This is a genomic window from Gelidibacter gilvus (assembly GCF_004115975.1).
In the GTDB taxonomy this organism is placed as follows: Bacteria; Bacteroidota; Bacteroidia; order Flavobacteriales; family Flavobacteriaceae; genus Gelidibacter; species Gelidibacter gilvus.
The window spans coordinates 20,594-36,648 of sequence record NZ_SDDZ01000017.1 but is presented as its reverse complement, the minus strand read 5'-3'; the positions used below and the strand labels follow the sequence as shown (position 1 = coordinate 36,648).

At 38.0% G+C, this 16,055-nt stretch carries 12 protein-coding genes and 2 tRNA genes; 2 read left to right on the top strand and 12 right to left on the bottom strand.

The window, feature by feature from the left end; genetic code table 11:
• The 4 genes from pdhA to porU all read right to left on the bottom strand — a co-directional run bounded on the left by pdhA (nt 1) and on the right by porU (nt 6,924).
• A complete protein-coding gene (gene pdhA, locus ESZ48_RS17545) occupies nt 1-999 on the bottom strand; it encodes a pyruvate dehydrogenase (acetyl-transferring) E1 component subunit alpha (RefSeq protein ID WP_129018807.1) in 999 nt (332 codons plus the stop codon).
• Between the two features lie 206 nt (nt 1,000-1,205).
• A complete protein-coding gene (gene cdd / locus ESZ48_RS17540) occupies nt 1,206-1,688 on the bottom strand; it encodes a cytidine deaminase (RefSeq protein WP_129018806.1) in 483 nt (160 codons plus the stop codon).
• Between the two features lie 100 nt (nt 1,689-1,788).
• Nucleotides 1,789-2,994 (bottom strand): type IX secretion system outer membrane channel protein PorV, encoded by a 1,206-nt coding sequence (porV, locus tag ESZ48_RS17535; RefSeq protein ID WP_129018805.1) that lies wholly within the window; start codon nt 2,992-2,994, stop codon nt 1,789-1,791.
• Nucleotides 2,995-3,063: 69 nt separating this feature from the next.
• Nucleotides 3,064-6,924 carry a type IX secretion system sortase PorU gene (gene porU, locus ESZ48_RS17530; protein WP_129018804.1) on the bottom strand — a complete coding sequence of 1,287 codons (3,861 nt, stop codon included), beginning with the start codon at nt 6,922-6,924 and terminating at the stop codon, nt 3,064-3,066.
• A gap of 326 nt (nt 6,925-7,250) precedes the next feature.
• On the opposite strand from porU, the gene gldJ reads away from it, so the two are divergent.
• Together gldJ and ESZ48_RS17520 are read left to right on the top strand one after the other, a co-directional pair.
• On the top strand, nt 7,251-8,921 hold the full coding sequence (gene gldJ / locus ESZ48_RS17525; RefSeq protein ID WP_129018803.1) for a gliding motility lipoprotein GldJ: 1,671 nt from the start codon (nt 7,251-7,253) through the stop codon (nt 8,919-8,921).
• A 67-nt stretch (nt 8,922-8,988) separates the two neighbouring features.
• Complete coding sequence (locus ESZ48_RS17520; protein WP_129018802.1) at nt 8,989-10,272, top strand: UDP-N-acetylmuramoyl-tripeptide--D-alanyl-D-alanine ligase; 1,284 nt, start codon at nt 8,989-8,991, stop codon at nt 10,270-10,272.
• Nucleotides 10,273-10,363: 91 nt separating this feature from the next.
• Here ESZ48_RS17520 and ESZ48_RS19390 read toward each other — a convergent pair whose 3' ends face one another.
• The 8 genes from ESZ48_RS19390 to ESZ48_RS17485 form a co-directional block, all read right to left on the bottom strand.
• Nucleotides 10,364-10,507 (bottom strand): hypothetical protein, encoded by a 144-nt coding sequence (locus ESZ48_RS19390; RefSeq protein WP_190246295.1) that lies wholly within the window; start codon nt 10,505-10,507, stop codon nt 10,364-10,366.
• A 622-nt stretch (nt 10,508-11,129) separates the two neighbouring features.
• A tRNA-Val gene (locus ESZ48_RS17515) sits at nt 11,130-11,204 on the bottom strand.
• A 41-nt stretch (nt 11,205-11,245) separates the two neighbouring features.
• Nucleotides 11,246-11,320: transfer RNA gene (locus ESZ48_RS17510), tRNA-Val, on the bottom strand.
• A gap of 62 nt (nt 11,321-11,382) precedes the next feature.
• Entirely contained in the window at nt 11,383-12,603 is a 1,221-nt protein-coding gene (locus ESZ48_RS17505; protein ID WP_129018801.1) for a bifunctional folylpolyglutamate synthase/dihydrofolate synthase, read from the bottom strand.
• On the bottom strand, nt 12,604-13,491 hold the full coding sequence (locus ESZ48_RS17500; protein WP_129018800.1) for an energy transducer TonB: 888 nt from the start codon (nt 13,489-13,491) through the stop codon (nt 12,604-12,606).
• A gap of 1 nt (nt 13,492) precedes the next feature.
• A complete protein-coding gene (locus ESZ48_RS17495; RefSeq protein ID WP_129018799.1) occupies nt 13,493-13,885 on the bottom strand; it encodes an ExbD/TolR family protein in 393 nt (130 codons plus the stop codon).
• A 126-nt stretch (nt 13,886-14,011) separates the two neighbouring features.
• Nucleotides 14,012-14,707, bottom strand: coding sequence for a MotA/TolQ/ExbB proton channel family protein (locus ESZ48_RS17490; RefSeq protein WP_129018798.1), 696 nt, complete (start codon nt 14,705-14,707; stop codon nt 14,012-14,014).
• Between the two features lie 208 nt (nt 14,708-14,915).
• Entirely contained in the window at nt 14,916-15,980 is a 1,065-nt protein-coding gene (locus ESZ48_RS17485) for an anhydro-N-acetylmuramic acid kinase (RefSeq protein WP_129018797.1), read from the bottom strand.
• Nucleotides 15,981-16,055 lie beyond the last annotated feature (75 nt).

Here is a 16,055-nt window from a genome sequence, read left to right as displayed (position 1 = left end):
TTATATTTTGTGTTGTATAAATGGATAATCTTCCTGCTCATAAACGGCATCATACATGACGCTTTTTTCTGGATATGGAGATTCATCAGCGAATTTCTCACATTCCGTCACGAGATCCTTCACACGCTGATCAATTACTTTCAGATCCTCTTCCGTGGCGTATTTTTTCTCAAGAATAACCTCTTTCACTTGTGTGATTGGATCTATTTTTTGATATTCCTTAACCTCATCTTTGGTTCTATAACTCTGGGCATCACTCATGGAGTGGCCTCTGTATCGGTATGTTTTCAACTCCAAAAATGTTGGTCCATCACCACGTCGTGCGCGTTGGATAGCTTCATCAAAAGCTTCTGCCACTTTTACTGGGTTCATTCCGTCAACAGGTCCGCAAGGCATTTCATAGCCTAAACCTAATTTCCATATTTCTGTATGATTGGCAGAACGTGCTACTGACGTTCCCATGGCATAGCCGTTGTTTTCACAAACAAACACCACTGGAAGTTTCCATAACATAGCCATATTAAAGGCTTCATGCAAAGACCCTTGACGGGCTGCACCATCACCAAAACAGCATAAAGTAACGGCGTCAATACCGTGATATTTATCACCAAAAGCAATCCCAGCACCTAATGGAATTTGACCTCCTACAATACCGTGACCGCCATAAAAACGATGTTCCTTTGAAAAGATATGCATGGATCCTCCAAGACCTTGGGAAGTTCCTGTGGCTTTACCATATAACTCTGCCATCACGCGTTTTGGATCCTCGCCCATACCAATTGGCTGGACATGGTTACGATAAGCAGTAATCATTTTATCCTTTGTCAAGTCCATAGCGTGCAATGCTCCAGCTAAAATAGCTTCTTGCCCATTATATAAATGAAGAAAACCTCTTACTTTCTGTTGAATATAAACTGCAGCAAGTTTGTCTTCAAACTTTCTCCAGAACAACATGTCTTCATACCATTTGAGGTAAACCTCCTTAGTTATCTTTTGCATCCGAAATAATTTCTAAAAAATTAAATACATAATATAGTTTCGAGTTTAGAGAGCTGAAGATCCCAATCGAATCGGGACTAGTTCAACTATCAATTTTTGGTTCGTTTTTTAAACCTCCAAAAGTTGTGCTTCACTAAACGGATAACAAAAGTAACACATTAACCATTAATGAAAAAGCTGAAAATCGTAAAACTTCTACGAAATCGTTATAGAACTGTTTTATCAAACACCAATGGAAGAAGATTTGCTAAAGAATGTGATCGAACTACCTTTCCCTTCTCCCCCATAAAGTAGATTTCAATAGGCGAATCTTGCTTTATTTCATATTCAGCTATAGATTGACGACATGCGCCACATGGTGGAATTGGTTTGTCTGTAATCTTCAATCTTGAACCTGCAATAATTGCCATTCTTTTGATGACCACATCGGGGAATTGCGCTCCTGCATAAAAAATTGCTGTTCTTTCGGCACATAATCCTGATGGATAGGACGCGTTTTCTTGATTGCTACCGGTGATGATTTCATTATTTTCAAGCAGAAGTGCTGTACCTACGCTAAATTTGGAATATGGCGAATAGGACTTATCCCTTGCTTCCATGGCCCTTTTCATCAAATCAACAACATCTTTGGGAAGCTCATCTAAAGTTTCATAAACGTTAAGCAGGGTTTCAATTTTAATTTCCTTCATAGGTTTTTCATCTATTTTTAAAAATACGACACTTTTTTAGACAAAAAAACTATTGCTTTATAATAGCAATAGTTTTTCTATAATTTATTTGAAATGACTTCTAGTATTCTCTGTACGTTTTATCTCCAAAATTGAAGGTCAGGGAAAAACGCAAGGTGTTTTCCAACGGACTTTGAACTTTTGAAGCTGAGAACAAATAAGACATGTCAATATTGATCGTGGTGTATTTGAAGCCTGCCCCTAGAGCAAAAAACTTACGAGCGCCTTTCTCATCGCTTTCATTAAAGTAACCTGCTCTGAAAGCAAAAGAATCTTGGTATTGGTATTCTGCTCCCAAAGCCCAAGTAAATTCTTTCAACTCTTCCCTGAAACCTCCTGGGGCATCACTGAATGATTGAAACATCCCTTTAAGAAAATTCACATCTTGAGATTTGCCTTCTACAATAATTGTTGGCTCACTTCCATCTGTAGCTTGTTTTTGATTACCATCCAAATCAACATAACCCAAAACTGGCGGTGATGGCACTAATAATTTAGTCACCTCTCCAGTTAACGCCAAGGTATTGTACTCATCAAAAATAAAATCGAAGCCTCCTCCAAGTCTTAAAGTTGTTGGTAAAAAGCTTTCTCTTCCAGCATCGTCATACTTAATCTTTGGTCCTATATTTTGAATGGCAAAACCTAAACGGGTCCGTCCATTAAAACTGTCATAGGCTTGTTCTTCGCTTTGATAAAATCCAGAAATATCGGCGGCTACTGAACTTGCGGCCTCTGCAGAATTATCCAAAGCCTGAATTTTTAAATCAGAACGCAAATAACGCAACCCAACTGCCATAGAAAACTGAGTGCCCAATCTTAAGGCATACGAAGCGTCAATAGTCATTTCATTAGGCTGGGCAATTAATGGACTAGAGTTTTCATCCTGCACCAATTCAATTTCACCCAAACTGAAGTATTTGAAACTCACCGCAAAGGCACTTCCTTCATTGATTCTATTGAAATAGCTGACATTTCCTAAGAAAATATCATTGACCAACTTACTTAGATAAGGTGTGTAACTCACCGCAATTCCTGATTTGGTTTCAGAAAACGCATATTTTGATTGGTTCCATTGTTGGGAAAAAGCATCTACGGAAGTGGCCACGCCTATATCTCCCATCCCGGCGGCCCGTGCGTCGGCAGCAATTAATAAAAATGGAACTCCGGTAGTAATAACTTTCGACTGATTATCAAATATGATCGTTTCCTGTGCAGAAGAAAGATTATAAATGGTTAACGTGATAATGGCTAGTGCGTATTTTCTCATAAGGTTGTTGGTATTATACACAGTGCCTCGGCACACATGTATTTAGCAAAGATAAATTATTATTAATTATTACAATATTACTAGTTTCTGGATCTTCTCAACCTGCTTGTTAAGTTGATTGGATCTAACTTTTAGTTTATAAACATAAACCCCTTTTCCGATTTTATCTCCAAAATCATCACGACCGTCCCAAACAATATCTCTTGATAGTGCCGAAGCACCTTCATTGCAACATCCGCCGGCATTGGTTTGACTATTTATGGTTTTAACAAGTTTACCTGAGATGGTGAATATTTGTATAGAAACGTCTAAAGGTTGCGAACTATTGTGATTGAACCAAAATTCTGTGTAATTAATGAATGGATTGGGATAATTTAGAACGTTTTCAATCTTCAGTTCTTCATCTTTATCGTGCACCACAAACTGAATCTCAGCAATGCCAGAGTTATTATATACATCCCAAGCTTTAAGGGTCAACGTATGTAGTCCTGGCTCTAAATCACGAAACGGATAAGTTACCTCTCCTTTGGTATAATCATCTACCTGAGCTCTATAATAATCATTCAATACAAACGGATTGGTTTCATCACCATCAATAATGGCAACGATATCATGACCTATACCACTTGCGGTATTGATACCATTACTGTCTTCCAGTTTTGCCAAAAGCGTGGGTGCTTCGTTGGTAATACCTCCAGAAACAAAACTTTCGTCGTTCATATAGAGCTTTACAATTGGTCCGGTAATATCTGTTTCGGCATTTTCATTGATCCCTCCAACTAAGATATCAAAACTTGAACCTGCTTGATCTTGCAATGGGGTATCTGATTTTGCATAAAAACTGACTTTACCTTTTCCAACAGGAACCCCAATATCTCTTGGAACCACAAATTCAAAATCAAAATGACCATTCGTTACAGTAGCTTGGCCTATAAATATTTTTTCACCCAAGGTTGTGAAATCCATTTTAATCAATTGTCCATTTTGGCTTATATTGTTATTGGCCAAGGTTTGACGTTGAATATCCTTATCAAAAATTGTTGCAGTGAGCACACCATTGTAACCTGCCATTAAATTCCCTGAAGGATCCAAAACTTCTCCGGACATTTTAATTTTACTAAGTGCTTTTAAAGTATCATTAGTTTGTCCTAATGGGATATCGTTTATTTTTGTCAACTGAATACTTGGTTTTGCGAAAGCCAACTTCATGGCAGGATCCCCTATAAAAAACACCAAACGTCTTTGTTGGATTCCAGAAATGGAAGGGTCGATTTTTGTCAGACGTAAAGCTTCGGCCATGGTAGGATAGTCGTTTGAACCAAAACCAAAAAGATATTTCTCTAATTGAATATTAAAGGTCACACCCACACTCACAAAAATTTGGCGTGTGGTGGTAATCAATGCGATGGCACCTCCTTGTGTATTCCAATAGGTATATTCGCCCGCAGTTGGACGAAAAGGGTTGTCAAAACGGGTATATTCGCAAGTAACCGTCACAAAACAATTAAACTTGCAGGTATTTCTTATTTCTTGTGAATCGTTTTTATCGAAAATACGTTCTGAGGCCAATCCGTCCTCACCGCCATGACCAAAATAATTAACCACCAAGGCGCCAACTTCAACAGCATCCTTGATTGCTTTATTTACTGCCGGATAACGTTCGCCACTCGCTGAGGCTTCTTGTTGGAAAGCATCGGAATGGATTTTCACCACGTTTAAAAATGGTTTTTCAGCTGTAATGTTCCTGCCTATTTCATCGGTAGTTTCCTGAAGCACACTTTCCCAAGCCACATCTACATCATCAGACACGACTACGACGTTATTCCGCCAACTTCCATAAGATTCATCTTGATAATACAATTCAATTTTATCCACCATTTCTTTGGCGCGTTGCGGTGTTTCTGCCAAAATTCTTCCAACGGCAATATCCAATTTATTTGAAGTGCCCATATCACCTTCATTAAAATCCATCATCCCGAAGAAATCATCAGAGACGAACGCGTTGGTCAAACTAAAACTATCCAGTGAATGCCAGGACGGAACAATATTGGTATTGTTTGGAATTCTATCTTTATAATCAAAGGAGGCATCTCCGAAAAGACATAAGTATTTTAACCGCTTATCCGGTGCACTCGCATTATGGTAGACATACCGCACCAAATTCCGGATCGCAGAGACATCCTGATTGCCCGAACTGAACTCGGTGTAGATTTCGTTTAGGGTCACTACTTTTACATTAAGATCGTTTTGTGTTCTGTTGATTTGTGCCAATCGCTCTGCTTGTGAAACTAAATTGATCGGGGTGATGATGATATAGTCGACATCTTGAAATTGTCCTTGTTCATCTTTAAAAATGCTGCCTTTAATATTTTGATTGCTAACACTTGTTTTGCTATCTCTTTTAGGCTCATAATAATCGGAAGGCGTTACCGCCAAGTATTTTTTTGAAATTCCGGAAATCGATTTAAAAGTCATCACCGAATTCCCATCAGTATTGGCAGCAGCGGTGACCTCATATTTATTACTGATATCCCAAATTTCTGAAACAGAAGCAGCATTAGACAAGCTATACTCTACAATTCCAGGTGTATTTGCCACCTGATTGTTCTTAAATATAAACTGCTCACCTTCAAAAATCAGGCCGCGTGTAGCCTCAATAGATATATAATCTAAATACCCATGAGACGTTGGGTTTCCTGAATTGTTATAATTGAGATTGACCACAACGCTTGGCGTAGTTAGCATAACATTATTATTAAAAAACTTTCCATCTGCCAGGATTGGTGAACTAATTGGAGAAAACGCAAAATTTGCCACCACATTAGCATTGACCTTTACCGCCATGCTCGTTGACACTTGAGATGTTGAGGCTGCAAAAACTTTAACCCGTGCCGGTTCTGACGTAACAAGATTAGGAAAATTAAACTCAAACTGCTTTTCGTTTTCAATATCAAACCGCTCGCCAAACCATCGTCTTCCGACGCGTACAATATTAATCTCATCAACTTCATGAAACTGATAATCCTGAAAGGTATTCACCACATATGTTGAAGCGCTTGCAGGTTGTGACATATTTTGGATCCGTTTCCCCAAACCACCACTCACATTGACATAATAATAACTCTTATCCGTAAAAATATTGTTATTGGTATTACTTTCTGCGTTGTAACCCGTAACCCCTTCGGCATAGAACAAAATATAGTCGTCGCCATTAAATTCCCCATCCTCTTCCCCAACAAACTTTATGGCGTTTTCGGTAAGGTCGAGTGGATAAGGTTCTGAATTGGACAATGGCAACATGGCGCCACCATTTCCAAAAATTTTAATCGTTCGCGGATCTACCGAGTTTGTATTCACACCTAGCGAATTTAAAAAGCTCCTGGTCAATTTAAAAACTCCGGATTTTTCCACATAAAATCGGTACCAATTTCCTGAGCTGAGGACAGAATTACTTAGAATATGGGTTTGATTGGGATAAGCACTGGAAGATCTGCTGGCTGAAATATTATAAGATATTGTAAACGAAGTAATTTTCTTATAAACGCCATTCTCCTTTATAATAGGCGTTAATTCGAGGTAGGCATGTGTTTTATCTCTTGCCGTTGTATTTTCAAAATGCAATTTTGGAATTGTCGGGATCGTTTCAATAGGAATGGATCGCAATTCATCGGCAGAAATAATAGCATAAGAGACGTTGGTAAGCGTCACTGAGTTTTTATTGATTTTTCCCTCGGATATCCATTCTGCAAAGAACTTGATCCCGGTATTGGTGTCAAAACTAAAATTGTCTTTATTAAAATAGGGCACTGTTATGGCGGAAGATTCTGTTTCAAGAACAATATTGCCATTCCATATAATGTCGAAACGCTTTTCTTGCGAAAAACCTAGAGATGATATTAAAACAAAAAATAATAGTAGCTTTATTCTCATTAGTCTGTATAAATCTTTTTCAAAAAACACCTGCAATCTAATACTATTCTCACCAACTGAAACAGCCAATTATATAGAAAGAATAACGTTTGCTGGAATTTGTTAGTATAAAGTCTCCAATTTATATTCAAATTTACAACAATAATTACTTTCTTATAGCGTTCTTGAAATACTGAAAACACCGATAAAATCGCCAAAAATCCGATGTCGTGTTCGAAAAAAGGGATGAAATGCAACTTTTTTCAATCTATTTGATAAAAACGCTTGTTACTTTCTCTTTAATTACTATATTGCGTCACTAAATTTAATCAGCTTACTTAAAAAGTATGGATATGAAAAACATCATTAATATAAGGATTGCATTTGCCCTAATGCTCTCTTTAGCAATGGTTGGATGTAAAAGATCTTCATCGTCAAACCAATCCAGAGCTACTGGATGGAAAATAAACGACAAGAATGGAGGTTTTCAATACAACACCAATTTTAAAGAACAGGAAACTTCCCCAGGTTTAGTTTTTGTTGAAGGTGGAACCTTTACCATGGGAAAAGTGCAGGATGACCCTATGCACGATTGGAACAACACACCTAATCAACAACACGTTCAATCCTTTTATATGGATGAAAGTGAGGTGACCAACAAAATGTATTTAGAATATCTAGATTGGCTCAAACGCGTATATCCGCCAGATGATCCTAATTTCAAATTGATTTATCAAAGCGCTTTACCAGACACTTTAGTTTGGAGAAACCGACTTGGTTATAGTGAAATGATGACTGAGAACTATTTACGTCACCCAGGTTATGGTGAATACCCTGTGGTTGGTGTAAGCTGGATTCAGGCCGTCGATTTTGCCAACTGGCGAACAGACAGAGTCAACGAACTGTATTTAGAAAAAGCTGGATTCTTAAAGAGAGATGCACGTGTAACCGATGTGAATGCTGATGCCAATTTCAACACAGATACTTATATCAATTCTCCAAGTTCTACCTATGGTGGCAACGCAGAGATTCTTGAAGGAGGAAAAAGAAGACAACAAACTGATGCAGATGGCAACCCTATTAATGTCTATGCCAAAAGAGAATCAGGAATTATATCTCCAGAATACCGCTTACCTTCTGAAGTAGAATGGGAATATGCAGCACTAGGTTTGAATGAACTTAGAAACTACAACGCCATTCGTGGTAGAAAAAAATATCCTTGGAGTGGTCAATACACACGTTCTGGAAAAAGAAAAACTAGAGGTGACCAATTAGCTAACTTTAAACAAGGAAAAGGTGATTACGGTGGAATTGCTGGATGGTCTGATGATGGTGCTGATATTACTAACAAAGTAAAATCATACTTGCCAAACGATTTCGGAATTTATGATATGGCGGGCAACGTTGCCGAATGGGTAGCTGATGTTTACAGACCTATTGTAGATGATGAGTTTAATGATTTCAACTACTACCGTGGTAACGTCTATACCAAAAATGCCATAAATGAAGATGGGACCGTAAAAGTTGTTACTTCTGAAGATATTGTTTATGACACTTTAAGTAATGGACAAATTGTACCTAGAAACCTACCTGGTACCATATTACAAGTACCTATCAGCGGTGATGACGCTTACTTAAAAACAAACTTTGACGCCAGTGATAACCGAAACTTTAGAGATGGCGATAGAAGATCATCACGTTATTATACAGATAACTTTAGTGATGGTGAGAATGGAGCTGAAACAAAACAGATGTACAACTCTCCAAGACATGAAGTTACTACGGATTCAACAGGTGCGATTGTAAAGACAATCGACAAATCGAATAACAGAACGTCTTTAATTAATGACAACGTAAGAGTTTACAAAGGAGGTTCATGGAAAGACAGAGCGTATTGGATTGATCCTGCACAACGTCGTTATTTCCCACAAGACATGGCAACTGACTATATCGGTTTCAGATGTGCAATGTCAAGAGTTGGTTCAAAATCAAAAGGAAGCAACAAAACAAGAAACTAGTTTTTAATTCATTAAAAATCATAAAAGTCCTAACCTTGAGTTAGGACTTTTTTATTACATTTATTTCATGAAAATAGAACAACTCTATCAGCGTTTTGATACGTGTACAGGCGTATGCACCGATACTCGAAAAATCGAAAAAAACGACCTTTTCTTCGCATTAAAAGGAGACAATTTTGACGGAAATAAATTTGCGAGTCAAGCATTGGCATCTGGTGCTAAATACTGCGTCGTAGATGAAAAATCTTATGCCATTGACGATCGCTATATATTGGTAGAAAACGTTTTGGAAACATTACAGAATCTTGCGACATTTCACAGAGACACATTAGGCATTCTCATCATTGCACTTACTGGGAGTAATGGAAAAACTACCACCAAGGAATTGATCAATGCCGTGTTGTTAAAGAAATATAAGACTACGGCAACACTGGGCAATTTGAACAACCACATAGGCGTCCCTTTGACCCTTTTGCGGATGGATGAAACTACGGAGATAGGAATTGTTGAAATGGGTGCCAATCACCCTAAAGAAATTGCCTTGTTGTGCGAGATTGCCCATCCAGACTACGGATTGATTACCAATTTTGGCAAAGCACATCTTGAAGGTTTTGGAAGTATTGAAGGCGTGATCAAAGCAAAATCGGAGTTATATGATTATCTCATGGCGCATAAGAAAACAGTTTTTGTAAATGAAAATGATCCCATTCAAGTTAAACAGACCCAAAACTATGATCAGGTCTATAAATTTGGATTGAACTCCTCTACAGATACTAGGTTGGAGATTATCAATACGCAACCTTACGTCACCCTAAATTATAATGGCTCTGAAATTAAAAGCCAACTTACCGGCACCTACAATTTCAACAACATTGCTGTAGCTATTGCTATTGGGTCTTACTTTAAAGTTGCTCCTGAGGACATCCTTAATGCCATTGAAGCATACACGCCAACCAATAGTCGCTCTCAAATTCTCAAAAAAGACAGCAATAATATTATTATGGATGCCTATAATGCCAATCCAACAAGTATGATGGCCGCTTTAGAGAATTTTAAGCAACTCCATCAAGAAAGAAAATTAGTTTTTTTAGGTGATATGTTCGAATTGGGAAACACTGCAGAAACCGAACATCAATCCATTGTGGATTATCTTGAAGCAAACAACCTGGGAGAAATCTATTTAATTGGTGAGAATTTCTTTAAAACGAAGGTCAATCATAACAGCATTAAAAAGTTTCAAACTTTTGATGCTTTGAAATTACATCTTCAAGACCATCCTATTAAAGATTCTTTTTTATTGATCAAAGGATCGCGAGGCATGGCGTTGGAACGCATTTTAGAGCTTTTGTAAATTGATCTGGATGCTGCTAGCTTCCGACTGCTTACTGCCTACTGACGACTGATCACCTTCTGTCATAAAGTTTTTAAACAGTACCAAACCATTACAACTTCGATTTTTTAATAATAGCCTTAAGACGTTCCTTTCGAAGTACTTTTTCAGCTTTTTGCTTATTTATTTTTCTATTAAGCAGTTTGGTGTGTTTGGCCTTATTTTTAGTGTTTTTTTGACCTTTAGGTTTTGCCATAATAAGGTATTTATGAAATTATTTTAAAGGGTTCTTTTTCAATTGAAACAAGATTACGGTTTTTTACCGAATATGAATGCGAAGTGCTTAGCCCATTCTACATAATATAAAAGATTTATAAATTATATTCGGTAATTGTAAAATCAAAAATTGCCATTGTTGGTGTTTTTCACCAACAATTTCCTTCTCGAATTAAATCCATAGACTTTAAACTTAGGAACGTAATGTACAAAACTTTGAGTTTTTGATTTGGTTTGTCTCAATGGATTAACTGCGTCGATCCAGATTAAGCCCACTTCTGCAAAACTGCCCGCAGCAGGCGAGTACAATCCCGCGCGCATAGCAGCGCACTTTGGATTTATGCGTAATCTTAAAATCCCACAAGTTTTTGACTTGACCCGTTTAAACTTAGCAACGTAATGTGCCAAACATTAAATCTTTGATTTCGTTTGTTTCAATGGATTAACTGCGTTGATCCAGAACAAAACAACTACTGCAAATATAATCCCGCGCGCTTGGCAGCGCACTTTGGATTTTTGTTTCCTCCAAACCTTCAAGTCTTCGACTTGGGTTTTCCGGAAACAAAAATCCCGATGCTCTCGCATCGGGATTTTGCTTGATGTGGTCCATACTGGATTCGAACCAGTGACTTCCACGTTGTCGACGTGACACTCTGAACCAGCTGAGTTAATGGACCTGCTGTTTATAAAAAAAGTCCATACGATGTATGAACTTTAGTGGGCGATGAGGGGTTCGAACCCCCGACCCCCTCGGTGTAAACGAGGTGCTCTGAACCAGCTGAGCTAATCGCCCTGTTACGGGTCTGCAAATATAGATTAGTTTTTGATATCCCAAAAGCTTTTTTTGAAAAATATTTAAATTATTTCAGCGACCACAAAAGTACTGCCCCCGACATAAATAACATCAGATTCAGTAGCTACCTGTTTTGCAGCACTTAATGCCTCTTGGACACTGTTATAAGCATTTCCCTCAAAGCCATTTGTGATGAAAACATCGCGTAAGACTTCAGCATCTAGACCACGTGGAATATTGGGCCTGCAAAAATAATATAGGGCATTCTTAGGCAATAATGGCAATATGGACTTCACATCCTTATCATTGACAACACCAAAGACCATATGGAGCGTTTTATACGGCTCTCTTAATAATTGCGCCATGGCATAATGTAAGCCTTCTTTGTTGTGGGCCGTATCACAAATAATCTTCGGATGCTCTTGAAGGATTTGCCAGCGTCCATTTAAACCTGTATTCTTAACTGCATTCCTAATACCATTCTCGACAGCCTTTTCTGAAACCACAAACCCTTTGCTTCGGACAATTTCTATGGCACAAAGTACGGTCGCTTTATTTTTTTTCTGATAATCGCCTTTTAGATCACTTTCATAATCTTTTATACCCACTTGCTGATCTGCAAAATGAATCTCAGAATTACGGGAATCTGCAAGTTGCTTAAAGACTTCTTTGGTTTCAGCTTGGGTTTCTCCGATCACCACAGGTACATTAGGCTTTATAATACCTCCTTTTTCAAAAGCAATGGCTTCTAAAGTGGTTCCTAAAAACTGGGTATGGTCTAAACCTATATTGGTGATTATTGACAATTCTGGCGTAATAATGTTGGTCGAATCCAAACGCCCGCCCATACCTACTTCAATAATTGCAATGTCTACTTTTTCTCTGGAGAAATAATCAAATGCCATTCCTACAGTCATTTCAAAAAATGATAACGAATGCGCTTCAAAAAAAGATTTATGCTTTTCAATAAATTCAACTACAAAGGCTTCACTTATTTCCTTCCCGTTGATTTTAATGCGTTCTCGAAAATCTTTTAAATGTGGGGATGTATAAAGACCAACCTTGTAGCCAGCTTCCTGTAAAATGGATGCCAACATGTGGCTTGTGGAACCTTTTCCGTTGGTTCCAGCGACATGTATACTTTTAAATTTATTTTCTGGATGTTGGAGCTGCTTAGCGAATTGCAGCGTATTGTCCAAATCGGCTTTATAAGCAGTCTTACCTTGGTTTTGATACATTGGTAACTGCTGAAACATCCAGTTGACAGTATCTTGATAGGTCATTTATTGAGTAACGCTAAAATCGATTTTCACAAACCCTACTTGTGTAGATGGCGCTTTTGGATCGGCAGGCCATTTATAGGTAAGCGCCGTTTTTCGTGCGGCTTCATAGAGACATATATTACCCGTAGTGCCTTTTTTACCAGGAATGGCGTTGACCACACGCCCCTCTCTGTTGACATGGATTTCAACTACAACCCTACCTTCTTCATCACAATCAGGAACAACTTTACTATTGGAAGGTCTTCCCCGTCCTTTCAATCCATAGCCACTTCCGCCACCGCCACTTCCTGTGCCTGGTTGCCCAAAATAGCTTGGCGCATACGGATCACCATCCAATTGGCCTTTATCTCCCGGTTTACCGTCGTCGCCTTGACCTCCGGTAGTTGTTCCCTCAGATTTCTTAACTCCTCCTATCAAAGCGTCTAACTTCGCCTTCTTATCGGCTTCTTCTTGACGTTGTTTGGCTTCGGCTGCCTCCTTTGCTTTTTGGGCACGTTCCACATCTGCCTTAGCTTTAGCATCGGCTTTTGCTTTAGCGTCTGCAGCTTCCTTTTGCTTTTTCATGGCAATGGCTTCGGAATTATCTTCTGTCAACACTTTTTCAGCAGGTTGCTCTGATTTAGTGGGTTCTGTCTTCTCTTCTGCAACTTTTGTTTCCTTAACAATAGGCTCACTCACTACCTCTTTTGGTTCAGACTTAACAGGTTTTAGTGGCTGTACATCGCCACTACCCACATCTGAATCACCAAAATTAACAGCTACCCCATATTCTAATGGAGGATCCATATAGGGAGGACCAATCACAAATAACAACAATAGCAGAATAACCACAATAAGTGTGGTGATTTTTGCTGAATCGCGTTCATGTTTGGTTTGAAGATATTTCATATTAATTAGGCTTTACCGCCAAAATCACTTTAAATTTATTTCTATTCGCAATATCCATTACTTTGACCACATTATCTACAGGTACTGATTTTTCTGCCCGAAGAACGATGGTGGGCTGGTCCATGTTTGTGAGCATGTTCTTTAATTCCAGTTCCAAAACACTTTCTCCAACCAACTTCTCATCGATATAATAATTCAAATCTTTTGTAATACTAACGGCAACCGATTTCTTGTTCTCCGTTTTCCCATCTGCTTTAGGCAACAGGATGTCAATAGCACTAGTGGTTACCAAAGTTGATGCCAACATAAAAAATATCAATAACAAAAAGACAATATCCGTCATCGACGACATATTGAACTCTGGTGTTACTTTATTTCTTCCTCTTATATTCATAGTTAAGAATTACTCAAAATTATCATTATTCTGCGATTTTGAAACACGTCCGACAGGTTTCACTGTTTAAAACGTCAGCACCCATCTTCCAAAACCGAATACTGAGACTGCCTACTGAAGACTGAATTAAATCGGTTCGTTCAAGTGATCTAAAAATTCTAAAGAATTGGCTTCCATTTGATGAACCACTTTATCGGTTTTAACCACTAAGTGATTATAAGCCATATAGGCAACAATACCAACAATCAAACCTCCAACGGTTGTGGTCATTGCGGTATAAAGTCCGTCTGCCAGCAATTTAATGTCAATTTGCCCACCAGCATTTGCGATTTCAAAGATGGATAGAATCATCCCAATAACAGTTCCTAAAAACCCAATCATTGGTCCCACCCCAGATATAGTAGCAAGAACACTCACATTTCTTTCCAATTCATAAACTTCCAATCGTCCTGCGCTTTCAAGAGCTGTGCTAATATCTTCCAACGGCTTACCAATGCGACTGATTCCTTTATTGATCAAGCGAGAAACTGGCGTATTTACTTGGGCACATAAAATTTGAGCCGAATCTATTTTTCCGTTAGTGACATGATCCTTTATTTGATTCATGAAATTAGAATCTATTTTTGATGCTGCTTTTACAGCAAATAATCTTTCGAAATAAATATAAATCGCAAAAACCAACAACACAAACAAAATGGCAATGATGACCATCCCAGCAGTTCCCCCACTTCCTATCAATTCAATAATTGATAATGTCTTTTGAACTGATTCTGTTTCCGGAACAAGTTCCACGCCATCTTGAATAGTACTCTGTAATATCATATTAAAATTTATTAAAATTGATGTAATTAGTGTGTAAACGTACAAAACTAAACTTAAGTATATTTTAAAATCGTGTTCTTGAAATCATAAATATCAAAGCTCCTTAGTTGTCTTGTGTTTTGAGCTCAAGAAGCCAATGCTTTCCAGTCTGATTTTTCACCGCAAATATAAAAAATAAGCATCGCTTAGAATCATATTAACACTATTTTTAAGGATAATAAATTTTGCCGGAACTATGATCATTTCTTGCGCCAGTAACGCTACTCAAACAGTTGTTTTCATTACGGAGTTTAAGTACGCCTAAAAAAGCAAAGATGAGTGCTTCTTTGTAGTTTATTATTGATTTATCAGGGATAATAATGTAATTCTGGGTATTACTAGATAAACATGCCATCAAAAACTCATTAAATGCACCACCGCCAGTGGTTAGTACTGATGCGTTACTTTTAAAATTAATTTCATTGGCGATTTGTACGGCAATATGTTCAACGAAGGTTCTCAAAACATCTTTCTCGCTTAAAGAATACGAATCTATTATCGGAAAAATCGATTCTTTCACCCATTCCAATCCCAAAGACTTTGGATAAGGGGATTTATAAAAACTTAAAGCGTTCAATTGTTGCAACAATGTTTCATTAATAGCACCCGAAGCTGCAATCTTGCCACCATCGTCATAATCTAATCCCAAAACATTGGCATAAAGATTAAGCACAATGTTAACTGGACAAATATCATAAGCAATCCGCTGTCCATGAATCTCGGAGGAGATATTAGCAAACCCACCCAAATTCAAACAAAAATCATATTGAGAAAATAAAAGCTTATCACCAATAGGCACCAATGGCGCACCCTGACCGCCCAAAGCTACATCTGCAACCCTAAAATCACACACCACCGTTTCATTTAATTGCGTAGCCAATTTCGGCAAATTACCAATTTGATAGGTCAATTCATTGTGTGGTTGGTGTAATGCAGTATGCCCATGAGAACAAACGGCATCCAAACTGGAAAGTTTATTCTTTTGAATAAATAGTCGGATCGCATTGCCTAAAAAACTTGTATAATCTTCATCCAATTGCAATAATTCAGATGCGGTCAAGGTTACCAGATTTTTTAATTTTTCGACCCAAACAGATGGATATTCGTAGGTCTCTGCCACTAATATTTCAAAATTCCATCGGTCTTGATGCGTGAAAGTACAATGGGCTATGTCAATCCCATCCAAGGATGTACCTGACATCACCCCTATAACGTTGTAGTGATTTTTAATCATAGACGTAAAAATAGTTATTCAAATTGATAAAATAGCAGTAAAAACTTATCTTTGCGTTCGCTTTCTAATAAACCA